The organism is uncultured Sphingomonas sp., assembly GCF_934560975.1.
Classification (GTDB): Bacteria; Pseudomonadota; Alphaproteobacteria; order Sphingomonadales; family Sphingomonadaceae; genus Sphingomonas_I.
Genome location: NZ_CAKTFO010000020.1, coordinates 20096 through 43229 on the forward strand (window position 1 = coordinate 20096; position 23134 = coordinate 43229).

Annotated in this window: 22 protein-coding genes and 1 tRNA gene; 11 read left to right on the forward strand and 12 right to left on the reverse strand. The window is 67.3% G+C overall.

The window, feature by feature from the left end:
- Positions 1–75: 75 nt before the first annotated feature.
- A complete protein-coding gene (locus Q0D93_RS11980; RefSeq protein ID WP_294394591.1) occupies positions 76–1656 on the forward strand; it encodes a lysine--tRNA ligase in 1581 nt (526 codons plus the stop codon).
- 38 nt (positions 1657–1694) lie between these two features.
- Entirely contained in the window at positions 1695–2381 is a 687-nt protein-coding gene (locus Q0D93_RS11985) for a hypothetical protein (RefSeq protein WP_294394594.1), read from the forward strand.
- 67 nt (positions 2382–2448) lie between these two features.
- Here the strand turns inward: Q0D93_RS11985 and Q0D93_RS11990 are convergent, their stop codons facing one another.
- The 3 genes from Q0D93_RS11990 to Q0D93_RS12000 all read right to left on the reverse strand — a co-directional run bounded on the left by Q0D93_RS11990 (position 2449) and on the right by Q0D93_RS12000 (position 4620).
- Complete coding sequence (locus Q0D93_RS11990) at positions 2449–2919, reverse strand: RcnB family protein (RefSeq protein ID WP_294394597.1); 471 nt, start codon at positions 2917–2919, stop codon at positions 2449–2451.
- 166 nt (positions 2920–3085) lie between these two features.
- On the reverse strand, positions 3086–3976 hold the full coding sequence (locus tag Q0D93_RS11995) for an RcnB family protein (RefSeq protein ID WP_294394598.1): 891 nt from the start codon (positions 3974–3976) through the stop codon (positions 3086–3088).
- 101 nt (positions 3977–4077) lie between these two features.
- The gene (locus Q0D93_RS12000; protein ID WP_294394601.1) at positions 4078–4620 is read right to left on the reverse strand and encodes a (2Fe-2S)-binding protein; all 543 of its coding nucleotides are present in this window, start codon (positions 4618–4620) and stop codon (positions 4078–4080) included.
- Positions 4621–4795: 175 nt separating this feature from the next.
- Between Q0D93_RS12000 and rpsU the strand changes: the two genes are divergently transcribed.
- Both rpsU and Q0D93_RS12010 read left to right on the forward strand, forming a co-directional pair.
- Entirely contained in the window at positions 4796–5002 is a 207-nt protein-coding gene (gene rpsU / locus Q0D93_RS12005) for a 30S ribosomal protein S21 (protein WP_294394604.1), read from the forward strand.
- A gap of 16 nt (positions 5003–5018) precedes the next feature.
- Positions 5019–5621, forward strand: a complete 603-nt coding sequence (locus tag Q0D93_RS12010) for an FKBP-type peptidyl-prolyl cis-trans isomerase (protein WP_294394605.1) — start codon at positions 5019–5021, stop codon at positions 5619–5621.
- Between the two features lie 47 nt (positions 5622–5668).
- Here Q0D93_RS12010 and Q0D93_RS12015 read toward each other — a convergent pair whose 3' ends face one another.
- The 3 genes from Q0D93_RS12015 to Q0D93_RS12025 are packed head-to-tail and all read right to left on the reverse strand — an operon-like array spanning position 5669 to position 7268.
- A complete protein-coding gene (locus Q0D93_RS12015; RefSeq protein WP_294394609.1) occupies positions 5669–6301 on the reverse strand; it encodes a heme exporter protein CcmB in 633 nt (210 codons plus the stop codon).
- Positions 6298–6861: a heme ABC exporter ATP-binding protein CcmA gene (ccmA, locus tag Q0D93_RS12020; protein ID WP_294394671.1), complete on the reverse strand. Its 564-nt coding sequence runs from the start codon at positions 6859–6861 to the stop codon at positions 6298–6300. The genes Q0D93_RS12015 and ccmA overlap by 4 nt, the downstream gene beginning before the upstream one ends.
- Positions 6861–7268: a metallopeptidase family protein gene (locus Q0D93_RS12025; RefSeq protein WP_294394611.1), complete on the reverse strand. Its 408-nt coding sequence runs from the start codon at positions 7266–7268 to the stop codon at positions 6861–6863. The genes ccmA and Q0D93_RS12025 overlap by 1 nt, the downstream gene beginning before the upstream one ends.
- Before the next feature lie 51 nt (positions 7269–7319).
- Here Q0D93_RS12025 and Q0D93_RS12030 point away from each other — a divergent pair, with 51 nt between their 5' ends.
- From Q0D93_RS12030 to Q0D93_RS12040, 3 genes are read left to right on the forward strand one after another with little or no spacing between them, the layout of a single operon-like run.
- Positions 7320–7613, forward strand: coding sequence for a 4a-hydroxytetrahydrobiopterin dehydratase (locus Q0D93_RS12030; protein ID WP_294394617.1), 294 nt, complete (start codon positions 7320–7322; stop codon positions 7611–7613).
- A complete protein-coding gene (locus Q0D93_RS12035; RefSeq protein WP_294394619.1) occupies positions 7603–8364 on the forward strand; it encodes an ATP-binding cassette domain-containing protein in 762 nt (253 codons plus the stop codon). The genes Q0D93_RS12030 and Q0D93_RS12035 overlap by 11 nt, the downstream gene beginning before the upstream one ends.
- Positions 8361–9893: a glycine betaine ABC transporter substrate-binding protein gene (locus Q0D93_RS12040; RefSeq protein ID WP_294394622.1), complete on the forward strand. Its 1533-nt coding sequence runs from the start codon at positions 8361–8363 to the stop codon at positions 9891–9893. The genes Q0D93_RS12035 and Q0D93_RS12040 overlap by 4 nt, the downstream gene beginning before the upstream one ends.
- A gap of 12 nt (positions 9894–9905) precedes the next feature.
- Here the strand turns inward: Q0D93_RS12040 and Q0D93_RS12045 are convergent, their stop codons facing one another.
- Entirely contained in the window at positions 9906–11948 is a 2043-nt protein-coding gene (locus Q0D93_RS12045; protein WP_294394625.1) for a S9 family peptidase, read from the reverse strand.
- Between the two features lie 96 nt (positions 11949–12044).
- Between Q0D93_RS12045 and Q0D93_RS12050 the strand changes: the two genes are divergently transcribed.
- Together Q0D93_RS12050 and Q0D93_RS12055 are read left to right on the forward strand one after the other, a co-directional pair.
- Positions 12045–12227, forward strand: coding sequence for a DUF2256 domain-containing protein (locus Q0D93_RS12050; protein WP_294394674.1), 183 nt, complete (start codon positions 12045–12047; stop codon positions 12225–12227).
- 5 nt (positions 12228–12232) lie between these two features.
- Positions 12233–14026: an aminopeptidase P family protein gene (locus tag Q0D93_RS12055; protein ID WP_294394628.1), complete on the forward strand. Its 1794-nt coding sequence runs from the start codon at positions 12233–12235 to the stop codon at positions 14024–14026.
- 57 nt (positions 14027–14083) lie between these two features.
- Here the strand turns inward: Q0D93_RS12055 and Q0D93_RS12060 are convergent, their stop codons facing one another.
- Positions 14084–14227: a hypothetical protein gene (locus Q0D93_RS12060; protein ID WP_294394631.1), complete on the reverse strand. Its 144-nt coding sequence runs from the start codon at positions 14225–14227 to the stop codon at positions 14084–14086.
- Between the two features lie 74 nt (positions 14228–14301).
- Here Q0D93_RS12060 and Q0D93_RS12065 point away from each other — a divergent pair.
- A tRNA-Thr gene (locus Q0D93_RS12065) sits at positions 14302–14376 on the forward strand.
- A gap of 375 nt (positions 14377–14751) precedes the next feature.
- On the opposite strand, the gene Q0D93_RS12070 is transcribed toward Q0D93_RS12065, so the two are convergent.
- From Q0D93_RS12070 to dcm, 4 genes are read right to left on the reverse strand one after another with little or no spacing between them, the layout of a single operon-like run.
- A complete protein-coding gene (locus Q0D93_RS12070) occupies positions 14752–15810 on the reverse strand; it encodes a PD-(D/E)XK motif protein (RefSeq protein WP_294394635.1) in 1059 nt (352 codons plus the stop codon).
- Positions 15807–18659: a Z1 domain-containing protein gene (locus tag Q0D93_RS12075; protein ID WP_294394638.1), complete on the reverse strand. Its 2853-nt coding sequence runs from the start codon at positions 18657–18659 to the stop codon at positions 15807–15809. Before Q0D93_RS12075 ends, Q0D93_RS12070 begins: the two co-directional genes overlap by 4 nt.
- Position 18660: 1 nt before the next feature.
- Positions 18661–20466, reverse strand: coding sequence for a DUF262 domain-containing protein (locus Q0D93_RS12080; RefSeq protein WP_294394640.1), 1806 nt, complete (start codon positions 20464–20466; stop codon positions 18661–18663).
- Between the two features lie 43 nt (positions 20467–20509).
- Positions 20510–21841: a DNA (cytosine-5-)-methyltransferase gene (gene dcm / locus Q0D93_RS12085; RefSeq protein WP_294394642.1), complete on the reverse strand. Its 1332-nt coding sequence runs from the start codon at positions 21839–21841 to the stop codon at positions 20510–20512.
- Between the two features lie 588 nt (positions 21842–22429).
- Between dcm and Q0D93_RS12090 the strand changes: the two genes are divergently transcribed.
- Positions 22430–23134, forward strand: a complete 705-nt coding sequence (locus Q0D93_RS12090; protein ID WP_294394646.1) for a hypothetical protein — start codon at positions 22430–22432, stop codon at positions 23132–23134.

Here is a 23134-nt window from a genome sequence, read left to right on the forward strand (position 1 = left end):
GACTCGGAAACCGCTTTTCACGCGTCCGCGCCTTCCACTAAGGGCGTCTATTCACGCTATAAGATCATGGAACAAATGACAAACGCGCTTCGCGATGCCGCCCTCGCCTCCAAGGCATGGCCCTATGAAGAGGCGCGCAAGCTGCTCGCCCGCTACCCCGACGGCGTGCCCGCCAAGGGCCATGTGCTGTTCGAGACCGGCTATGGTCCGTCGGGCCTGCCGCATATCGGCACGTTCAACGAAGTGCTGCGCACCACCATGGTCCGCCGCGCGTTCGAGGCCCTGTCGGACGTGCCGACCCGGCTGGTTGCGTTCAGCGACGACATGGACGGGTTGCGCAAGGTGCCGGACAATGTCCCCAACGGGGACATGCTGCGCGCGCATCTCGGCAAGCCGCTCAGCCGCATCCCCGATCCGTTCGGCACGCACGAAAGCTTCGCACACCACAACAATGCGATGCTGCGCGACTTCCTCGACCGGTTCGGCTTCCAATACGAGTTCCTGTCGGCCAGCGACTATTATGCCGCCGGCCGCTTCGACGACGCGCTGCGCCAGGTGCTGCGCCACTATGACGCAATCATGGGCGTGATGCTGCCCACCCTGCGCGAGGAACGGCGCGCCACCTATTCGCCGGTGCTGCCGATCAGCCCCACGAGCGGCATCGTGCTGCAGGTGCCGATCGAGGTGGTGGACGCCGATGCCGGCCTGGTCCGGTTCGAGGATGAGGGCGAAACCATCACCCAATCGATCCTCGGCGGGCAGGCCAAGCTGCAATGGAAGGTCGACTGGGCGATGCGCTGGGTCGCGCTGGGCGTCGATTACGAGATGGCGGGCAAGGACCTGATCGATTCGGTCACCCAGTCCGGCAAGATCGCCCGCGTCCTGGGCGCCAGGCCGCCCGAGGGCTTCAATTACGAGATGTTCCTGGACGAGCATGGCGAGAAGATCTCCAAGTCCAAGGGCAACGGCCTCAGCCTCGACCAGTGGCTGACCTACGGGCCAAAGGAGAGCGTGGCATACTTCGCCTATCGCGAGCCCAAGCGCGCCAAGCAGCTGCATCTGGGCGTGATCCCGCGCGCGATCGACGATTATTGGAAGTCGGTGGCGGACTATCCGGCGCAGGGCCTGCCCCAGCAATTGGGCAATCCCGTCCACCATATCCACAATGGCGACGTGCCGACGGATTCGCTGCCGGTCACCTTCGGCCTGCTGCTCAACCTGGTCGGCGTGATCGGCGACGCGGACAAGAATGTGGTGTGGGATTACCTCCAGGCCTATCGCCCCGGCGTGACGCATCCCGCGCTGGATGGGCTGATCGGTCACGCCTTGGCCTATCATCGCGACGTGGTCGCCCCCACGCTCAAGCGGCGCGCGCCGACGGCGGAGGAGGCCGCCGCGCTGCGCGATCTCGACGGGCGGCTCGCCACGTTGGACGCGGACGATCTGGCGGCGGCTGCGCAGAACGAGGTCTATGAAGTCGGCAAGCTCCATTACGGGCAGGAACGGCTGCGCGACTGGTTCAAGGCACTGTACGAAACCCTGCTCGGGTCGGAACAGGGGCCGCGCATGGGCAGCTTCATCGCGCTCTATGGCCTGGCCAACAGCCGGGCGCTGATCGCGGACGCGCTGGGCAAGGTGGACCGCAGCGTCGAATAAAGGGATCGTTTCGGCCCCTTTGTGCGATTATCCCTTTCATGAGGCATTTCATCGTTCCGATCTGTGCGGCGTTGGTGGTGGCGGCAGCCCCGGCCCCGGCCCCGGCCCACGCCGCCACCCCGCGCGAAATCCTGACCCAGGCATCGTTCGGGACGACCGACAAGGCGCAGGCGCTGACCCTGGTGAAGCAGGCGCTGGCGCAGGCGGATGCCGAGTTGAAGGCCGACCCTGGGGATCGCGAAGCCGTGCTGCAACATGGCGTGGCGCTGGGCTATCGCGCGCGCCTGACCCGATCGCCGGCCGATGCCAAGGCGGCGCGGGCCCTGTTCGAGACGTATGCCGCCACCTCGCCGCGTGATCCGGAGGGGCAGTTGGCGCTCGCCACCTGGCACCTCGATACGGTGGAAGCGGGCTTCTTCGCCTTCACCATGCTGAAGGCGAAGAAGGAGGTGGGCCTGGCCGCGCTCAACCGGGCGGTGGCGCTGGGCGGCAATCGCGCTTTCTTCCCCGGCTTCGCGGCGTTGCTGCGGATCCGCCTGAACCCCAAGGATGTGGCGGGTGCGCGGCAACTGGCGGAACGCGCGCTGGCGGGATCGACCAACAGCGCGCTCGACCGGCTGGCGCGCCGTGACGCGGAGGCGGTGCTGGTCCCGCTCCGCAACAATGACGGCGCGGCCGCCGCCCAACTCGCGCGCAAGCTGCTGCCGTTCGGGCGGCTCGACTGACCGCATGGCAACGACACGGGGCCGGACGGTCACCCGCCCGGCCCCGGTTCCGGGGTGAAGCCGCCCGTTAGAAGAAGAAGCGGTCGTAGACCTGCATCACCCGGCCGTTGCGGGTGTTCACCAGCACCACGTCATTCCCGTACCGCACCCAGCGTTGCGGACCGCGGGCCGCCGGCAGGTGATAGCGATACGGATCGACCCAGTAACGCTGCCCGTAATAAGCGGGCTGGAAGCGGTAGCCGACCGTCACCGGCCGATAGCGGTAGTTGGCAGGCCCGGCATAGCGGCCCATGCGATAGGCGGACGGATTGCCGCGGCGATGATCGCGCCAGTCGTCGCGATACTCACGGCGCGCGTCGCGCAGGTCGCGCCGCGCGTCCCTGACGTCACCGCGATCGCCATAGCGCACCGCATGGTCGAGGTCGCGGCGCTGCTCATAGACGTCGCGGCGGTCGTGACGCAGTTCGCGCGTCTGCGCCTGGGCGATGGTCGGGACGACGGTTGCGGCCAGCAAGGCTGCGATGATCGCTTTACGCATGGTCATTACCTCTCGTGTCTTTCGAACCTTCCGGCGGACGGACCTGCGGGCCCTCCCGTCGACTATGTGTGTAGAAGTGATTCGCTGAACCGATGTGGAATCTGTTCGTCAGCTTTCCGAAAGAATAAGGCGACGTGTCTGTCCGAACCGCCGCCTCTTCGACTTTTTACCAGAAGAAGTCCTGGATCACGTCCACCACTTCGCCGCTCTGCACGTCCACCAGCAGCACGTCGTCATAATAACGGACCCAGCGATACGGGCCGGAAACGGGCGGCAGGCGATAGGCCCAGGGATCGGCCAGCCAGTAGCTCGGCGCGTAGAAGAAGGATTGCAGATAGGCGCCGCGCCCGAACGGCCGATAGCCATAGCCCCAGCTGCGCGGCGCGACGTAGCGGTGGCGGTACAGGTCGCGATGCGTGTCGCGCCAACCACGCCAGTCATAACGCCGGTCCGTGCGCCAGTCGTCGCGCAGGCCGAGTCGGCGGCCATCGTTCCAACGCCGGTCGTTGCCCCAACGCCGGTCACCATCCCAGCGACGATCCCCGTTCCAGCGACGCGCATCGTCCAGGCGACGTGCCTGCCACTGACGATCGTCACGGCCGCCGCGCTGAATCTCGCGATCGCGGTCCCAGCGGTTGGGCGAATCCCTTCGCCCGTTCCACTGGCGGTCGACCCGCTGCCGATCCGTGCCGAATCGCGGGGCTGCATCATCGGGGCGACCGAAGCGATCGCCACCATCGGCACGGGGCGGCATGTCGGGGCGGTCGGGCCTGTCCGGGCGGAAGGACGGGCGACCGGGATTGTCTCCGCCGCCAAAGCCGCCAGGCCGTTCGTTGCCGCGCCAGCGGGCACCGTCCGGGGACAAGCGGGCTCCTCCCATGTCCGGGCGCCGGAACTGGCCGCCTTCGGGGCGCTGCCATCGACCACCGCCGTCGGGCCGGCCTTCCCGCGCGACGCGGGCGCCCGACATGTCGCCCGTGGCCTGGGCGGACAGGCTCGCGGGAAGCGCCAACAGCCCCGCCGCCGCGATCAGCAATGCGGTACGCACTTTCTGCATACATCGTCTCCTGCCCGGGGCACGACAGCACCCCGGAATGATCCCCTGCTAGGCCTTGGGCGCTGATCGGCGGCTGAACCCGCCCGTCAGCATCCAGAAAGCTAACGCCCGGGCGGGGACAAAGCCGGCACGGCGGCGGCGGCATCCTCCGCATCGATGCCGGGCGGCGGGGCGGCGGTAATGGCCGGACCACCCCGCATCGCCGCCCCCGCGCGGTGAATCGCGCGGCGGACGCGGGGATAGGTGCCGCAACGGCACAGGTTGGTGATGGCCTCGTCGATCTGCGCATCGCTGGGCTCGGTCGTCCGGGCGAGCAACGCCGCCGCCGCCATGATCATGCCCGACTGGCAATAGCCGCATTGCGGTGCACCCTCCGCCACCCAGGCCTGCTGCACGGCGTGGCTGCGATCGGGCGAGAGCCCCTCGATCGTAGTCACGAAGCTGCCCTCGATCGCGCCGATCGGCACCTGGCAGGCGCGGCGCGGCACCCCATCGACATGGACGGTGCAGGCCCCGCATTGGCCCGCGCCACAGCCATATCTGGTGCCGGTCAGGTTGGACGCATCGCGCAGGGCCCAGAGCAAGGGCGTCTGCGGGTCCATGCGGTAATGGACAGGTTCGCCATTGACGGTGAAGCTGGTCATGCCGGGCCCGCCCTAAGCCGATGTGGAAGGATTGCAACGCGGATGGCGGCGGAGGGTTGAAGAATCGGCGGCGCGCTGTTAGGGGCGCCGCTTCACGACGTGGGCTTTGCCTGCGGCGACCCGGATACATTGCCAGGCCGGTGGACGCGCCGGCTACATGGAGACATGATTTTTTATGCAGATCATCGTTCGCGACAACAATGTCGACCAAGCCCTTCGCGCGCTCAAGAAGAAGCTGCAGCGTGAAGGCGTGTACCGCGAAATGAAGCTGCGTCGCCACTACGAGAAGCCGTCGGAAAAGCGTGCGCGCGAGCGTGCGGCCGCTGTCCGCCGCGCCCGCAAGCTGGAGCGCAAGCGCGCCGAGCGCGACCAGGCACGTTAAGGCCTGACGCGCCAGCATGTCGGAAGTCACCGCCGTTCCCCTGCGCCCCGTGGGCAAGAAGGGGCTGGCCGCTCTCTGGGCCGGCATCGCCTGCTTCGTCGTCGCCGGCGTCGGTGCGGCCTGGGCCACGGCGGAAAAGCCCGCTTTGTCGGCCATGGCGCCGCAGGACTTCCTGGCGGCCAACACCAAGCGCAACGGCGTGCACACCACCGGCTCCGGCTTGCAGTACAAGGTGCTGAAGGCCGGCAGCGGGCCGCATGTCACGATCAACGACATCGTCTCGGTCGAATATCGCGGCACCCTGGTTGATGGCACGCAGTTCGACGCGAGCCAGCCCGGTCAGCCGGTGCAGTTCCCGGTGGCGGGCGTCGTGCCCGGCTTCACCGAAGCATTGCTGCTGATGTCCAAGGGCGCCACATACCGCGTGTGGCTGCCGCCGCAGCTGGCCTATGGCGATCGTCAGGCAGGGCCGATCCCGCCCAATTCGGTGCTGGCGTTCGACATTACCCTGGACGATTTCGCGCCGATGCCGCCGCAGCCGGCCATGCCGCAAATGGGCCTGGGCCAGCAGCCGCAGGGCGATCCGACCCAAGGCGATCCGACCCAGCCGCAGATGTGATCGCGCGAACGCCGTGATAAAAAAGGGCCGCCGTGCGCGGCCCTTTTTTATGCCTGGCCCTCCCGCACGGCGCGCAGGGCCGCGGCGGCGACGAACGGAGCGGCGGCGACATAGAGCAGGGATGTCGCGCTCAACAGCTTCAACGCCCCCGCCCCGCTGCTCGCGCCGAAGATCAGCAGCGGCACCGACAGCGGCAGCATGACGATACCGGCCAATGCCCCCGCCCCGCGCAGCGACACGGTGAGGCATGCGGTGGTGAGCGCCAGCGCCGCCAGCCCGGGTGTCCCGAGCAGCAGGCCCGCCTCCACCCGCAGCAGGGCCGCACCATCCAGATCGAGCAAGGCCGCCGCCGGCAGTGCCGCCGCCATCAGCAACGGCCCGAAGCCCAGCCAGTGCGACAGCAAGCGGATGGCCGACACCGCCTCCATCGACCAACCGCGCACCCCCAGTTGGTCCAGCATTCCGCTGGCAAGGTCCGGCGCGATCAGGCGCTCGATCGGCAGCAGCGCGGCGAGCAGGGCGGCGGTCCACAACACCCCGCCCCCGATCCGCCCGAGCAACAGGTGATCGGACCCGACCGCGAACGGAAACAGGGTGGCGACCAGCAGGAAGAACAGGACCGGCAGCACCGCACCGGCGCCATATGCATGCCGGAGGTCGCGGCAGAGCAAGGCGATCACAGCGCCAGCGTCCGTGGCCGATCCATGCCCAAGGGCTGGTGACTCGCCGCCACCACGATCCCGCCGCCGGCGCGATGCCGGGCGATCACGTCGCCAAGCCGCGCGACCGATGCATCGTCCAGCCCATTGCCGGGCTCGTCCAGCAGCCAGATCGCGGCACGGCCCGCGATCTGGCGGGCGAGCGCCGCACGCTGGCGCTGCCCGGTCGACAATAGCCGGACCGGCACCTCCACCAGATGGTCCAGCCCCATGCCGGCAATCCCCCGCGCGGCATCGCCATCGTCGAGGCCAGCCCAGAAGCCGAGCGCCTGGCCCAGCGTCAGCTCCGGATCGAGTGCCGGCCGCTCGTCCTGCAGCGCGACCGTGCCCGCCGCCCTCACCTGTCCCGATGCGGGGCGCAGCAGGCCGGCCATGATCCGCAACAGGCTGGACTTGCCCGCCCCATTGGCGCCGGTCACCAGCAGCGCGTCGCCGGCCTCCAGCCTCAGCGACAATCCCGTGAACAGCAGCCGTTCGCCGCGCAGGCAGGCAATGTCCGCCAGCGTCAGTCCGGGCGGGATCAACCGGCGGCCTCTTCCAGTGCATGCATGTCCGCGTCGGACAGACCGAAATGGTGGCCGACCTCATGCACCAGCACATGCGTCACCAATGCCTCCAGCGTTTCCCCGCCGTCCGCCCATTCATCCAGCAGCGCGCGACGATAGAGATGGATCATGTCGGGCGGCGCGCCGCTGTCCGCCACCGATTTCTCCCCGATCGGCCGCCCGCGATACAAGCCGGACAAAGCGAACGGATCCTCCATCCCGAACACGGCCAGCGTTTCGTCGTCCGGAAACTCCTCGATCCGCAGCACAACGTCGGTCAGGTGGATGCGAAACGCGTCCGGCAACCGCGCGATCGCGGCCCGCGCCAGTGCCTCGATCGCGTCCGCATCGGGCGCCTTGCCCCAGCTCTGATCTGCCTGCATGACCCATGGCATAAGACGGCGTGTGCGCATATGCCAAGGGGGGAGGCTTGCATGGCGATCGAGGGCCTGAACGAGACGGAGCGCGCCGACGCGCTGGATGGCCTGCCCGACTGGGATTATGACGAGGGGCGCGACGCCATTTCGCGGCGCTTCGCCTTTGCCGACTTTTCGGAAGCGTTTGCGTTCATGACGCGGGTGGCGCTGCTGGCCGAGCGGGCGGATCATCATCCCGAATGGTCCAACGTCTGGAACCGGGTCGACATTCTGCTGACTACCCATGATTGCGGCGGCCTGTCGGCGCGGGACGTGGCGCTGGCGCAGGCGATCGACGCCTTTGTCGACTGACGCCGCGCCGCAGCTCTGCTTCGAGCAGGTGACGCGCCGCTACCATGGCGTGTCCGCGCTGGACGCGGTGTCGCTGACGGTGGAAGCGGGCAGCTTCATCGCGCTGGTCGGGCCATCGGGATCGGGCAAGTCCAGCCTGCTGCGCCTGGCCAACCGGCTGGACCGGCCGGACGAGGGCTGCGTCCTGCTGGACGGGCGCGACGTGGCGGGGATGGATGCCGTGCGCTTGCGGCGGCGGATCGGCTATGTGTTCCAGAATATCGGCCTGTTCCCGCACATGACCGTAGGTGAGAATGTGGCGATCAGCCCGCGCGTGGCGGGCGGGGCGGCGGTGGACGTCGCCGCCGCCCTGACAGAGGTCGCCCTGCCCCCTGATTTCGCCACGCGGTTGCCGGCGCAGCTTTCGGGCGGGCAGCAGCAGCGGGTCGGCATCGCCCGCGCGCTGGCAGGGGATGCGCGCCTGCTGCTGATGGACGAGCCGTTCGGCGCGCTCGATCCCGTCACCCGCGACCAATTGGGGCGGATCATCCGCCGGCTGCACGAACAACGCGGCCTGACCACCATCCTGGTCACACACGACATGGCGGAGGCGCTGCTGCTGGCGGATCGGGTGGTGGTGATGACGGCGGGGCGGATCGTGGCCGATGCGACCCCGCGCGAGATGGTGCGGGGACAGGCCGGTAGGGCGGCGGAGGCGCTGCTGGCCGTCCCGCGCGGCCAGGCGGCCCGGCTGGCGGAGTTAGGCCGGTGAACGAGGTGCTGCGCCAGTTGCCGCCGCTGATCGCCAGCCACCTGCTGCTCGCGGCGGCGGCGATGGTGCTGGCGCTTGCCATCGCCCTGCCGCTGGCGCTGGCGGCGGCACGACGGCCGACCCTGGCGCGGGTCACCTTGGGCTTTGCCGGCATCACCCAGACGATTCCGGGGCTGGCGCTGCTGGCATTGTTCTACCCGCTCCTGCTCGGCCTGTCGGCGCTGGTCGGGGGCGGCATCCCCGCTTTGGGCTTCCTGCCGGCGCTGCTGGCGCTGACACTCTATGCGCTGCTGCCGATCCTGCGGACGGCGATTGCCGGCCTGCGCGGGATCGATCCGGCGGTGATGCAGGCGGCGGACGCGATCGGGATGACGCCGCGCCAGCGCCTGCGGCTGGTGGAGGCGCCGCTGGCCGCGCCGGTGGCGATGGCCGGCATCCGCACCGCCGCCGTGTGGACCATCGGCACGGCCACTTTGGCGACCACGGTCGGCTATCCGACGCTGGGCAATCCGATCTTTGCCGGGTTGCAGATCGAACGGTGGGATCTGGTACTCGGCGGGTGCGTGGCGGCCGCCCTGCTCGCGCTGGCGGCGGAGGGCGCGCTGGGCCTGATCGAACGCGGCATGGTTCGGCGGGATCACCGCCGGATCGCCGCCGGGCTGGGGCTGATCGTGGCGGGACTGCTGCTGGCGCTTGCCCCGCTGGCCCGCGCACCGGCCAGGAGCGTGACGATCGGCGCCAAGAACTTTTCGGAGCAATATATCCTCGCCCGTCTGATCGGGCTGCGGCTGGAGCAAGCCGGCTACCAGGTGCGCTATCGCGAGGGGCTGGGATCGACGGTGGCGTTTCAGGCGCTCGGTCGCGGCGACATCGACGTCTATGTGGATTATGCCGGTACATTGTGGACCGGCGTCATGCATCGGCAGGACACAGCCCCGCGCGACGTCATGCTGGCCGGCATCGAAGCGTGGATGGCGCAGCGCCCGAAAACGGCGTTGATCGGCCCGCTCGGCTTCCAGAATGCCTATGCGCTGGCGATGCGCGGCGGCGGCGGCGGGGTTGCGACGATCGATGCGCTGGCCGCGCGTGCCGGCGCGCTGACGCTGGGCGCGGACCTGGAATTTCTGGACCGGCCGGAATGGCGGGCGCTGCAACGGCGCTACGGCCTCTCCTTTCGCGCCGGCCGCGCCTACAGCCCGACCTTCATGTATCGCGCGCTGGCGAGCGGACAGGTGGACGTGATCTCCGCTTTCTCCTCGGACGGGCGGATCGCCGCCGATCGGCTGACGGTGCTGGCGGACACGCGCGGCGCGATCCCGCGCTATGACGCCATTCTGCTGGTCTCGCCCGGCCATGCCCGCGACGAACGCATGACGCGCGCCCTGCGGCCGCTGGTGAACGCCATTCCGGTGGAGGCGATGCGACGCGCCAACCTGATGGTCGATCGCGACACGAACAAGGCCACGCCCGAAGCCGCCGCCCGCTGGCTGGACCGCGCGATCCGATCCCGGACCGCGCGGCCGTCATAAGCAGGCGGCGGTCTACGCCACCTGCGTCAGCACGAAGGCATAAGCCTCCGCGCGTTCGTGCAACGCCTCGAACCGGCCGGACTTGCCGCCATGGCCCGCGCCCATGTTGATTTTCAGCAGCAGCATGTTGTCGTCGGTCTTGGTCGCGCGCAACCGCGCCGCCCACTTGGCGGGTTCCCAATAGGTCACGCGCGGATCGTTGAGCCCGCCCGTGATCAGCATCGGCGGATAGGCCTGCCCCGTGACATTGTCGTAGGGGCTGTAGTCGCGGATCAGTTCAAAAGCGGCCTTGTCCGTGATCGGATTGCCCCATTCCGGCCACTCGCCGGGGGTGAGCGGCAGTTCCGCGTCGAGCATTGTATTGAGCACGTCCACGAACGGCACGTCCGCCACGACAGCGCCCCACAGCTCCGGATCGGTGTTGGCGACCACGCCCATCAGCTCCCCGCCGGCCGATCCGCCGTTGATCGCGATCCGGCCCGCACTGGTGAAGCCGGCCGCGATCAGGCCTTTGGCGGCATCGCTGAAGTCGCGGAACGTGTTCCAGCGCGCCTCCGCCTTGCCCTGCAGATACCAGTCATAGCCCAGATCGTCGCCACCCCGGATATGGGCGATGGCAAAGGCCCAGCCGCGATCCAGCAGGCTCATCCGCGCGGTGGAGAAGCTTGGCGGAATGGCGTGGCCGTAGGCGCCATAGGCATAGAGGAACAGCTTGCCCGACCCGTCGCGCGGGAAGCCGACCGGATAGACGACCGACACCGGCACCTTGGCCCCGTCTCGCGCCGTGACCGTCAGCCGCTCCGTCGCGTAACGGCCGGGGTCATAGCCGGACGGCACCTCCTGCACCTTCAGCGTGGTAAGGGCGAGGCTGTCGGGATCGCAGTCATAGACGGTGAGCGGCGTCACCATCGACGAATAGGTCAGGCGATAGGCCGGCGGGTCGAACTCCGGATTGCTGGACGCGGCCGCGCTGTAGCTCGCCTCCGGGAAGGCCACCCGGCGCTCGCCGCCGTCCCAGTCGCGCAGGATCACCTGGTCCAACCCATCCTCGCGCGCGGCGATCATCAGGTGGCGGGCGAAGGCGGCGATCCCGGTCAGGTAGACGCGGTCGGAGCCGGGCACCACCTCCTCCCACCGCTCCGGCGTGGCCGGGTCTGCACGGGCGATGCGGAAGTTCACGTGCGCGTCGTTGGTCAGGATCCACAGCGATCCATGGGCGGAATCGACGCTGTATTGCCGCTTTACCCGGCGCGGGCTGACCAGCATCGGTTCGGCCGAGGGATCGGCGGCGGGGACCAGCCGAACCTCGCTCGTCTGATTGTCGCCGGTCGCAATCTCGATCCACTGGCGATCGCGGGTGCCGCCCACGGCCACGCGGAAGCCCTCGTCCGCTTCCTCATACAGCACCGCATCTTCGCTTTGCCCCAGCCGGTGCAGCAGAGCGCGGTAGCTGCGCCAATTGTCGTTCACCTCCGTATAGGCGATCGCGTCCGACCCGGCGCTCCACGCCACCCCGCCATTGGCGACGGCGGTGACCGTCTCCACATCCTTGCCCGTCGCCAGATCGCGGATACGCAGGGTGTAGCGTTCGGCCCCGCTGTCGTCCGCGCTCCAGGCGAGCAGGCGCCCGTCCGGGCTGACGGCCACCGCGCCGACGCGGAAATACGCCTTGCCCTCGGCTTCCGCGGATTCGGCCAGGATCAGCTGGTCAGCGCCACCCGCCACCGGGCGACGCCACCATCTGGGATATTGCCCGCCTTCCTCGTAGGCCCACCAATAGAGCCAATCGCCGTCCTTTTGCGGGACGGAGGCGTCGTCCTGCTTCACCCGGCCCTTCATCTCTTCAAAGATGCTGTCCACCAGCGCATGGTGCGGCGCCATTTGCGCATCGAAAAAGGCGTTTTCCTCCCGCAGGTAGGACAGGATCGCCTCGTCCTTCACCTCCGGATAGCCTTGATCCTTCAGCCATGCCCAGGGATCCTCAATCGTCACCCCGTGATGGGTGAAGCTGTGCGGTCGGGTGGCGGCGACGGGCGGCAAGACGGGTTTGGTCATGCCCCCGATCTAGGGAGGCGAGTGCAGGGCCCGCAAGGGTGCGGCAACGTGCGCCCCGCCATCGCAGCCGGCGCCCTCCTCGCGCGTTGGGGAGCCATGGCGCACAAGAAACCCCATCTGCCGACCAAGATCTGCGCCGCATGTCAGCGGCCGTTCGCATGGCGCAAGAAGTGGCAGCGCGACTGGGAGCATGTGAAATATTGCTCCGACCGCTGCCGCGGCACGGGTGCGAAGACCGGTGACCAGCCGTCGCAAATCGGGCGGAACGCGTCTATCTAGCCGCCATGTCCAGCTATGCCGACCGCCTCCAGGCTCTGCGCGAAGAGCTTGCCCGCCGCCGCCTCGACGGCTTCGTCGTCCCGCTCACCGACGAACATATGTCCGAATATGTCGGCGCCTATGCCCAGCGGCTCGCCTGGCTGACCGGCTTCCAGGGTTCGGCCGGAAGCGCGGCGATCCTGCCTGCGGAAGCCGCGATCTTCGTCGACGGCCGCTACACGCTGCAGGTGCGCGAGCAGGTGTCCGCCGAGCAATGGAGCTACCTGTCGGTGCCGCAGACCAGCGTGGCCGCGTGGCTGGGGGAGCATGCCCCGACCGGTGCGCGGATCGGCTACGATCCCTGGCTCCACACCCGGTCCTGGGTGCGGCAGGCGACCAAGGCGCTGGAGGAGAAGGGCGCCGCCTTGGTGGCGGTGGAGACCAACCCGGTCGATACGGTCTGGCTCGACCGGCCGCAGCCGTCGACGGCCCGGCTGGTGGTGCATCCCGATCGCTTTTCGGGCCGGTCTTCGGCCGAGAAGCGGGCGGAAATGGCCGACTGGCTGGCGTCGAAAAAGGCCGATGCCGCCGTGCTGTCGGCGCTCGACTCGATCGCCTGGACCTTCAACCTGCGCGGCAGCGATGTCGAGCGGACCCCGGTCGCGCTGGCTTATGCGATCGTGAATGCAGACGGCACCGCCGACCTGTTCGTCGCGCCGGAGAAGATCGACGATGCCGTGGTCCAACATCTCGGCAATGCGGTCCGGCTTCATCCCCGTGCGGCATTCCCGGAACGTCTGGCCCGTTTGACCGGCAAGCGTGTTGTCGCCGATCCCGATCGTGCGGTTGCGGCGATCTTTTCGACCCTGGATCAGGCCGGCGCCACCGTGCTGCCGCTGCGCGATCCGGCGGTGCTGCCCAAGGCGATCAAGAACGAAGCGGAGATTGCCGGCCACGATGCGGCGCAGGTGCGCGACGGGGCGGCATTGACACGCTTCCTCCACTGGCTGTCGGTCGAGGCACCCAAGGGCGGCGTGGACGAACTGTCCGCCCAGGCGCGGTTGCAGGCGTTCCGGGAGGAGACCGGCGCGCTCAAGGACCTGTCGTTCGACACTATCTCTGGCGCGGGCCCCAACGGCGCCGTGGTCCATTACCGGGTGAGCGAGGAAACCAACCGCCCGTTGGAGAGGAACTCGCTCTATCTGGTCGATTCGGGCGGGCAATATCAGGACGGCACTACCGACGTGACCCGCACCGTCGCGGTCGGCACGCCCACGGCGGAGATGCGCGATCGTTTCACCCGCGTCCTCAAGGGGCATATCGCGCTGGCCCGCGCCGTCTTTCCCCAGGGCACGCGCGGCAGCCAGCTGGACACGCTGGCGCGGCAATATCTGTGGGCGGTGGGGCTGGATTATGCCCACGGCACCGGCCACGGCGTCGGCAGCTTCCTCAGCGTGCATGAAGGTCCGCAGCGGATCGCGCCGGGCGGCAGCGGCTTTGCCGGCGGGGACGAGCCGCTGGCGGCGGGCATGATCCTGTCCAACGAGCCGGGTTATTACAAGACGGGCGAGTACGGCATCCGGATCGAGAACCTGGTGCTGGTGGAGCCGCGTCAGGCGGCCGGCGCCGAAAAGCCGCTGCTGGGTTTCCGCACCCTCACCTTCGCGCCGATCGACCGCGCTCTGATCGACCTCGCTTTGCTGACGGCGGACGAGCGCGCCTGGATCGACGGCTATCACGCGGAGGTGCAGGCGATCGTCGGCCCGCAACTGGACGGCGCGGCGGCGGACTGGCTGAAGGATCAGACCGCGCCGCTCTGAACGCCGCGCCACGCCATCCCGCAGCCGTGGAGGCGGGGTGGCGAACGGCGCGCGCGATCAGGTGGATCGCGGCTTCGGGTTGCTATCGTCCTCCGACGTCGCGGGCGCGTCCTGCTCCCGCGCCTGGGCCTTTCGCCGCCGCAGATTGGCGCGCAACGCCTCGGCCAGCCGCGCCTGCCGGTCGGAATCATCTTTTGTCATAAGAGGTTTCTTGACGTGGCGCGATCCCTTGTCCATAGGCGCGCCTTCCCGAAGGGGACAGCACGCTGGTGTTGGCTGCCGTAGCTCAGTGGTAGAGCGCATCCTTGGTAAGGCTGAGGTCGTGAGTTCAATCCTCACCGGCAGCACCAGCATCTCATTAAGATATAAGCGAATTTTTCCCCGGTCGGGGACGCGAATTTGCGATTCGTAGGCCGCGGAAGCACCACGGAAGCAGACCGAGGGAAATTGTGGCGTATGACAGGCGAGGTTTGGCGCCCCTCCCAGCCTCGCCGGGGCACACTTCCGCCGACGAGTACGTGTTCGGAATGGGCCATCGATCCCCGACTCGGTTATGGCGTGCTTTGGTGGAGAACGGTCTGTCCGCTTTCGGGCCCTCAGACTGCGTGAAAGAACGTTTGTTCACATAGAAAGCGACAGCAGCAAACCGGCACGGCCGTGGCTCTAGTTCCTGAGCAAAGCCTGCTTCGGACCCGCCATCAGCAGGTCTTGGATCTGTGAGGCCGTCATTCGCTCACCATCGCTTCCAGTTCGGCTTCCCAGTTCGGTGCCGGGTTGAAGGCGGACACCTGTTCCGGAATGTGCATCGTGAAGGTCAGCCCCTGAGGCTGGACGAACGTTTGCGTGAGCAACTCTCTGCTAAGTGTGAGCATCGCCGGGTCCTGGATCCGATAGAGCCGCGGCAGAAACGTATGCGTGTAGCGGGTGCCGTAAGCGCTCCACTCCTGCATAGTCGCGTGGGAGTATCCGCTGCCAGACACGGCGCCAAAGAGTGACACACGGTACAGGAATTCGTCCGCCAGTTCGGGCCTTGCCGATGAACCCGACAGCAGGCTCACGATGCTGCTCACGATTGCGGGGAGGTTCTCACCCATGGCGTTCGACGCAGCGAGGCCGATGCTCATCAGGTGAAGGCTCTCAATCCCGCCCGATGGCAGTGTGGCGGGCTCGAGTTGGTGAAGGCCGCTGAATTCATGGATCGAGGCGACGGCCTGTGTGGTCTTCACCTCTACCGCGTGGTTGCCGATCCGAAAGTCGCGGCCCCCCTCCCTCCAGCCGTGCCAGTAGTCCAGGCGGCGAAGCATCTTCTCCGGCTCGCCTGCGCATGCGAGCAGGAGTTGGCGGAGCAGCGTCAGTTCGCCGAAGAGTCCGACGATCGACTCTTCTGAGAGCGCCCCTCGGCGGATCGCCATCTCGATGATTGGCTCGACGTCGGTGAAGGCCGGCTGGGCGCCGGTCGGCCCGGCGATGCCGGCGCGGAGCAGTTCTATCGCGATCAGCGCCGCGATGGACGCGAAGTGGGATGCCGCCGGAAGGACGATGCGGCTCGCGGAAAACGGGTCGCCGCCTTCCTCGGGCCGCCAGTCACCGTGCTGCACGTGCCGTCGGACGAGCGACGACGAGGCCCGAAGTTCGTCGCCCCGGATAAAGATCTCGTAGTCGCCGGAGGCGGTGCGGCCGATCGCCAGCGGCGTGGCCAGCCACCGGAGGTTCCGAGCGCGCCCGTCTGGTACCCTTAGCAATTCAAGGTCGTCGCGCAGCGTCTCGAAGTGGTTGTCGTTCATGTGCGCAGGGCCGCTATGTGATCGGGACCGCCGTGAGGCAGGCCGAGGCCGATCGCCAGCAGGTCTGTGGGCAAGTCCGGCGCGGATACGATATGCAGCAGCGCGAGGCCAGGATGCCCGCGTGGCCGCCAGTTGGCCCCGCCCTGGATGCTCGGCACGGGTGCCGTGCGGTGGTGATAGTAGTCGACGAGTTCGTCACCGAAGTAGGTGCCGCCGTATCCTCGCGTACCCCAAAGCGTCTGCAGTGCGCGGCCGTTCGGGGACCGCTCGCGTGTCACCGCCTTGATCCCCTTCGCCGCGAGGCGCGGATCGCGCGCCGCGTTCTGGCCGTGCCTGAACGCAAGGTAGAAGTCGGGGGTCGCTGAGCGGAGTGTGTCGGCGTAGTTCCACGGCACCTCCGGCCGATCCGTTGGATAAAAACCCGGAGCGGAATGGTCGCCGGTCAGGTGAGCCCAGAGCCGCAGGTAGGCCGCGATTGAATAGGGGCAGGACTGGGGTTCGGCGCCGTAGTCCTGAGGGTCGCGCATCGGCGGTGTGAAGAGTTGGTCGTCGATGCCGAGCAGTCGAGAGTAGTGGTCCCACCGCAGGCTGAGTTCGTTGCCGAGGTCGGGATCGTGATGGGTGAACCGCAACTCGTCGAGAATGGTCGCGAGCCGTTGCAGATCGACGGGCTCGGTTCGGATGATGCCGCGCTCTAGGCCATTGTCGTCCTTCAGCGGGACCCACTTCCCCTCGTCGAGCAAACGCGCCGCGACATCGATGTTGTGCCGCGCGAGCACGTCGTTCTCGGTCTCGACGAGGCGGATGGACGGTCTCGGCCCCGGGGATAGGGGGACCTTGCGCGCCTCGACCTTGCTCGTAGCGACAAACGAGGCCCCTTGCAGCACGAGCGCTGGCCCGGCCGCACCTCCGCCGGCGTCCATCGACGCGATGACCTCCGACTTCAGCGAATTGTCGTTCACATGGTAGCGCCTGAAGAGGTCGAGTTGGTCCTCGTAGGTGAACACCCGGCAGAACGGCAGGAAGCCGCCACGGTAGCCGAACCACCGCTGCATCTGCATCTGGGTGTCGGCAGCGGGTTCAGCGGCGCCGCGGAGGAAAAGGCTCGTCGTCAGCCCCTCCAGCGTCAGCCCTCGCGAGAGAACGTTGCCGGCCACGAATATGGATAGGCTGTCCGCAGGGACGTGGAACTCCCCGGCCTCGTCCTCCTCGACTTCAAAGCGCGGCCTGTCGTCCGACGCCGGGTCGCTATTGAGCACGCGGAGGCGCAGGTTCGGGAAGACCCTCTCGACAAGCGCGGAGCGAACCTCAGGCCATCTGGCGATCGAAATAGGGCGGTATGGCGCCTGCGGAAGTGTGGAGAGCGCGATGCGAGACGCCTCGAAGCGGCCGAGCCACGCGGACCAGTCGGGCTCCTCGAGATCGAGCCGGCGGGCCAGGCCTTCCGACGAGATATCGAGCCGCTCCGCCTTCTCGTCGTCGAGTTCCAACGCTGCTTCGGCACCAGGCTCCGACATCGAAAAGCGGACCACGTCGATCGCGGTGCTGAAGTGATCCTCCTTCCGGGCCGATGGGTGAATCAGCATCGTATGCGGACCGCGCGCAGCGACCTTCGCGTCCTGGGCCGACGAATAGGAACGACCGTGGTCGAACGCCGTCTCCCATCCGGGCTCGAGGCTCCTAAGTGCGGCGCCGACCATGTAGCATCGCAGAGCGTCAGACAGCATCGACCAGCGCAGGCCTTCGCGGCGCCCGGCCAGTTCTGCCTCGGTCTCGCCGGGACGCGGATCGGGGAACAGGGACGTGTGGCACAGTGCGCCTTGCCCCGCCTTCCGCAGCCTTTCGTAGAACATCTCGCCGCCGCAGTAGTAGGAGCGGATCCCCGCGGATTCGGCGTAGCTTACCGCCCGGGGCTTCACCGCGCCGGTTGTCCCGGGTGTGCGCAGTGCTGCGTTGAAGTCCCTCGGGCTCAGGGGGTTGTGCGTCGCTTGGAGAAAGTTGGCTTGAGGAGTCGCCGTGTAGGCGACGTAGGTTGCCAGCAGCGCCGGGTGACGCGTCGATGACTCGTCCGGATCGCCGCTCCACAACGCAGTAATCAGACGAGGCGTGAGCTTCTGGGAACGGTCGCTGTCGAGTACGCTCGCGTCGTCCGCCTCATCGTCGAGGAGGAGGATGGTGTATGGTTGCGAGCGGGCGTCGAGGAAGTCATTCGTGACGACGTCACCGAGGAAACGCCTCAGGGTTAGGAGATGGTCGTCCTCCTTGGGAACCACGCAGATGATGGGGCGGCCTGCCTTGAGGGCCTGCCGGGCCAGCGGCCTCTGCAGGTAGCGCGACGGATCGGCGCGCTGCTCGTGGAGGATGTCGGCGGGCTGGGGAAGGATCAGCCGTTCCGCTCGCCGGCGGTAGGCGTTGTCCGCGGTCGAACCGTCGAGTTGGGCCAGCAGTCGCTCGTAGGTCTGTAGCCAGAGGCTCACACGGGTGCCGGCGAGCAGCACTAGCAGGTCCACACCCGCGTCGAGGGCCATCGCGGCGACACCCAGCATGCTCGCGGTCTTCCCCGACTGGACGGAGCCGACCACCATGCCGGTTCGCACCCGCGTCTCCGGCCAGGAGGCGACGTCGAACCCTTCTTCGAGTTGTGGAAGGGCCTTGCCGACGATGTAGTGCGCGTCGTCCTCCAGGATCGTCAGTGCGGTCGCGGACAGTCGGCCTTCCACGCTGGCACGGTAGCGCGCCCACCAGGGAGCGCCGCCGATCGCGGCGGGCGATCTGTCTGGATCGACCACCGCCGCATCGCCGACCGGGACGATCGCGGCCGGGCCGAGGTTGGGCTCACCGGCGGTCATCTCAGTCGATCGTGATTTTGCGAATCTCGAGCAGCGCACCGATCGCGCTGTCGCCGTAGCGCTCGCGCACGGCCTCGTCGGCATCCGCAAGGCTGACGCCCAGCGTCTCGAGGATGCTGGTCGCGGAATTAGCGATGTGCGCCCATTGAGTCTTATTCTGCGTGCTGCTTGGTCCGACCATCTTGGCGGTCAGATCCCGTACCGCGTCGATTTCCTCGTCGAGCCTTGCCTCCTGGCCGGTGATGACGAGGACGAGGCAGGCGAGCAGGCTGGCGACGACGGGCAACTCCTCCCATCGCGACGCCATCTCGCTCTTGCCCTTCCGCCGGAACTTCGGGTGCCAGGCATCGGATGCCGCCTGTTGGAGATCAAGGGCGGCGATGAGGTCGTTTGCGAGGTTCTCCAGCGTACTCTTCGATCGGAACTGGGCCAGCCTGTTGCTGTCGATCGATCGGAGGAACTCGTCGATGTGGCTCGCGGTGGACGGCGTTCGGTAGGATTTGTCCGGGGCCTGCGCCGGCTTGAGGATGAGCGTGGCCACGGTCCACAATAGGACCTTCGTGCGCTTGAACCGCGTGATCCCGAACCCTAGCGCCTTGATGTTCTCGTGGGCCGTTGTGGGATCGACTCCGGCCTTCACCATCTCGGGCGCGATCTCGGGTTCGGGCCGGTCTCCGCCGACGAACAGCATCAGCCTTGATATCATCAGGTGGTTGAAGACGGCATTGCGGATCTCCTCCGCGTTCAGCTTCATCCCCTGCTGATTGTAGAGGCGGAACACCTTGTGGATGTCGCGGACCTGGGTGTCGCGGTAGATCAGCACCGGAATGAAGTAGTCGCATGCGCGTTCGAAAAGGTCGGCGACGGTGATCGTCTCGCCGGCGATGCGCACCGGCTTATCCTTAATGTCGCAGTAGTAGCGTCCCCCGAGCGGTTTAAGAGGGTCGAGTTCGTCGGCATACTTCTTCGTTTTGAAAGGGAGACACTTTTCTTTGATGTCCGTGGCGCGAAGGTTGTTGCGACGGGCGAACTGCGCGAAGTTCGTGTCGAAGACCGACCAATCCTTCATGCCCTTGGCATTCTCACGACCCTCGGGATGGGCACCCATGAAGCGGAGGATGGCCGTCACGCGCTGCTTACCGTCGACGATCTGGAAGCGCTGGCTGCTCGAGACCTTCGCGAGGATGATCGAGGGAAGCGGAATGCCACGAACGATCGACTCGATCAGCATCTGGGAGTCGGAATTAGACCACACGAAGTCGCGCTGGTACGTCGGGTTGAGATCGAGTTGATTCTGCAAGGCGCGGCCGGAGAGATCGTAAATGCGCCACTTGTCCACGGTGGCGTTGATCGACAGCGGCTCGGTCGCCGGCGCTTCGTTCCAGACATCCACCCACGCCTCGGTTGCTGCGGCGACCGAGAACTCGTCATCGAGCATCTGGAGGAAGTCGGCCCGGTTGCCGACCGCGCGGCTGAGGCGCTCCTCGAGAATCTGTGCCCCCATTTCGGTGAGCACGACGTGTCCGGCTTCGCTCTGGAAGCTGGCCTCCGCTTTCCCTGGCGACAGTTCGTCGAAGAGGCGGAGGGCGACGGCCTTCGGCGGATCCTTCTCTTCGAAGGTAGCATCGAGATTGAGCCAGGTGGCGACCTCGAGCACGCGGGAGAGCCACGCGCTCGACGCGAAATCGATCTCCGACGGGTCGAACGGGACGGGTGCTCGCCGACGTCCGTCCAGCTTGGGAAGAGCGCTCGATTGCGACAACTCCGACAGGAGCGTCGCAACTTGGTCGAAGTCTAGGTCTTCCAACGCTCAATCCCTCTCCTTGATGCCGCAGGCTCGGTGCGGACGCTCAGGCAGCCGCCTCGACCTGGGCGGATTGGCTCGCGAACGGAAGCCGCAATCTGATCGGCCTTGGCGCCTTCTGCTCCAGCAGCGCGGCTGCGACCGCGCCGATCACGTCGACGTTTACCGCGTTCCCGAGAGCCTTGAAGGCCGCGGTCTGCGTCTCCGGGAGATGCGTCAGGTCGCCCATGCTCTGAAGTCGCGCGCACTCGCGCATTGTCATGTAGCGCCCCTCCCAAGGGATGACCGGGACTTGGCTAGTCGTCAGTGCAACCAGCGAGGGCGCCGCCGTCGGACGCTTCGCCCGGATCCCGGAGGCGCGGAACTGGATGATGCACTGGCGGAGGTCCCGCGGGCCGTCTTTCCAATTCCACTCGAGCTTTTGGAAGCTCGGGGCGAAGCCGCGGATCGACGGGATCCAAGGGTCGATAACGGACTTGTGCCGTTGGTAGAACCGGCGGTTCTGCTCGATGAATTGGATCTTCCATTCCGGGAACCGCGGATTGCCGTCACGCGCGTAGGGCGGAAGCGCCTCGAGGACCTGTGCGTCGCTCATGCCGCGCAGCGGCTGGCCGAAGGAGCCGCGGAACGATCTGACCTCGGAGAGGCCGTGTCCGGTGGGGGTGCCGGTGCGTGCCGGGTAGGTCGCGCCGAACTCCATCGCCCAGATCGGGAAAGACGGGAGATCCACGTCCGTCGGCAGCGCGTCGAGCAGACGCTGCCACGTCTGGAGATAGGTGACGAACGCCGGCGGCAGCGCCTTCGCTTCCGGTGGGTTCTTGTCGAGTATCGAGCGAATGTCGACGGCGGCAGCGCCGTGGGTCGGCTCCGGCCACTCGAACCCGCCGAGGCTTCCGCGAGCGCCCACGATAATCGCCCGCTGGCGGAGTTGCGGCACTCCGAACATGTGCGGAGACATCAGGGCGGAGTCGATATCGTATCCCACGTTGCGGAGCCGCTGGCGCACCTTATGCCAAGTGTTGCCGTCGTCGTGCCGCATGATGTTCGGCACGTTCTCGATGATCAGGTAGCGGGGCTCGTGCCGCTCTAGGATCCTGATCATATAGTCGAAGAGGTCGCCCCACTGGGGGCAGTCGAAGCCGAGCTGGTCCCCGGCCTTCGAGAAGGGCTGGCACGGGAAGCCCGCGCAGAGGATGTCGTGCGCGGGAACGAGCGCGTGGGCCTCGCGGATGTCCCCGTGGGGAAGGATGCCGAAGTTCCGCTCGTATAGGCCGGCGAGGCTGGAGTTAAGCTCGGAGGCGAAAACGCACTCGTGTCCGAGGCGCTCGAGTGCCTGGTGGAATCCGCCGAGGCCGGCGAACAGGTCGATGAACCTCACGGGCGCCGGTCTAGCGGGAAGGTGAGCTGCCTCGCAGAATGCTGGTCGAGAAGGTTACGCACGGCAAGCCGCATCAGGTATTGGAGATTGACGGGTGGGGACACCGCTGAACCAAGGTTTTGAAGCGCGTCGTAGTCCGCCTGGTCAACTGATACGGTGAACCGCTTCTGATGCGTAAGTCGGGCCATGTCGATCGCGCCTCCCTGCACCACCATGCACCAGCCTTCACCAATTTGCACGGCGATATCTCACGAGCCTTGTCGCCAAGGGGCAGGTGCGCGCTGACGTGGATTGCGCCGCCTGGGCACGCTACGTCGAAACCCTCGTGCGGGGCATGTCCGTGCAGGCCAGGAACGGTGCTTCGGTGAAGACTGCTCACCACGGCGGAGATTGCTGTGCTGTTGCTGGACGCGCTCGCCGTTCGCGCATGATTGTCCCTGAAGAGCACCCATGGCGCACTCGCATGCTACGCTTCGTCGAAGCCCAATGAGCGATGCCGGCGCATCGGCGCTGCGGCCGCGTGGGGTGGAGCGATTTCGGGCGTCTTCCGTGCTTGATCGAGCCGGCTCAATGGAGGAGCCTTCGCGCATGACGTTCCTCCAAGCAGCAGCACCCCTATCCGAAGAAGTGCCGAAGCCGGAGGCCTGCCCTCTTCCGAGTGTGACCAGGCGCATCCTCGCCGCCAGCGAGGCGTCCGCAGCGATCAGGCGCGGGATCATCCGAGCCGCACGCGACTGCGAACTCTGGGGCGGCGACTGGCCAACCGACCGCGGATGCGAGAACCTCCTGCAGGTCCGGGCCGCGGAGGAGCTCCACGTCGCCCTCCGGCAGCATGGCCTCGGCTGGGTCACGCTAGAAGAGCCGGTAGCGAGCGTGAGCGGCGGAGGCACCAGGCGGCGCGGTCGCCGCTTCTCGGGCATGAGTGACCAGCAGAGGGCGGACCTCGCGATCTGGAGCAGGGCGGAGAACATCTACGCCATGGTCGAGTTGAAACGCGCCGAGGACGACCGGAGTTGGCGCGCCGACCTCGAGAAGCTGGCCAGGCTGGTCGCCACTTACGGTCGGCAGCACGGAAACCATCTCCGATACGGCGTCCTCGGCGTCTACATTTCTCGACCCACCGGTGAGTTGGTGCGCCTGCGCGGCGCCCGACTGAAGGCGCTCGCCGCGGAGACGGCCGCGCGCTTCGGACTGAGGCACAGGACGATCCTGGACGAGGCGGTGCACTGCTACCAGGGGGGCGAGGAGGACGGCTGGACGTGCGGCGCCGCGAGCGTCGAGCTCCGCGCGTGA

Excerpts from the sequence above, each read along its gene's own strand:
- Q0D93_RS11980 (WP_294394591.1), top strand. The coding sequence starts at position 76 with ATGACAAACGCGCTTCGCGATGCCGCCCTCGCCTCCAAGGCATGGCCC.
- Q0D93_RS11985 (WP_294394594.1), top strand. The coding sequence starts at position 1,695 with ATGAGGCATTTCATCGTTCCGATCTGTGCGGCGTTGGTGGTGGCGGCA.
- Q0D93_RS11990 (WP_294394597.1), bottom strand. The coding sequence starts at position 2,919 with ATGCGTAAAGCGATCATCGCAGCCTTGCTGGCCGCAACCGTCGTCCCG.
- Q0D93_RS11995 (WP_294394598.1), bottom strand. The coding sequence starts at position 3,976 with ATGCAGAAAGTGCGTACCGCATTGCTGATCGCGGCGGCGGGGCTGTTG.
- Q0D93_RS12000 (WP_294394601.1), bottom strand. The coding sequence starts at position 4,620 with ATGACCAGCTTCACCGTCAATGGCGAACCTGTCCATTACCGCATGGAC.
- rpsU (WP_294394604.1), top strand. The coding sequence starts at position 4,796 with ATGCAGATCATCGTTCGCGACAACAATGTCGACCAAGCCCTTCGCGCG.
- Q0D93_RS12010 (WP_294394605.1), top strand. The coding sequence starts at position 5,019 with ATGTCGGAAGTCACCGCCGTTCCCCTGCGCCCCGTGGGCAAGAAGGGG.
- Q0D93_RS12025 (WP_294394611.1), bottom strand. The coding sequence starts at position 7,268 with ATGCAGGCAGATCAGAGCTGGGGCAAGGCGCCCGATGCGGACGCGATC.
- Q0D93_RS12030 (WP_294394617.1), top strand. The coding sequence starts at position 7,320 with ATGGCGATCGAGGGCCTGAACGAGACGGAGCGCGCCGACGCGCTGGAT.
- Q0D93_RS12045 (WP_294394625.1), bottom strand. The coding sequence starts at position 11,948 with ATGACCAAACCCGTCTTGCCGCCCGTCGCCGCCACCCGACCGCACAGC.
- Q0D93_RS12050 (WP_294394674.1), top strand. The coding sequence starts at position 12,045 with ATGGCGCACAAGAAACCCCATCTGCCGACCAAGATCTGCGCCGCATGT.
- Q0D93_RS12055 (WP_294394628.1), top strand. The coding sequence starts at position 12,233 with ATGTCCAGCTATGCCGACCGCCTCCAGGCTCTGCGCGAAGAGCTTGCC.
- Q0D93_RS12060 (WP_294394631.1), bottom strand. The coding sequence starts at position 14,227 with ATGACAAAAGATGATTCCGACCGGCAGGCGCGGCTGGCCGAGGCGTTG.
- Q0D93_RS12070 (WP_294394635.1), bottom strand. The coding sequence starts at position 15,810 with ATGAACGACAACCACTTCGAGACGCTGCGCGACGACCTTGAATTGCTA.
- Q0D93_RS12075 (WP_294394638.1), bottom strand. The coding sequence starts at position 18,659 with ATGACCGCCGGTGAGCCCAACCTCGGCCCGGCCGCGATCGTCCCGGTC.
- Q0D93_RS12090 (WP_294394646.1), top strand. The coding sequence starts at position 22,430 with ATGACGTTCCTCCAAGCAGCAGCACCCCTATCCGAAGAAGTGCCGAAG.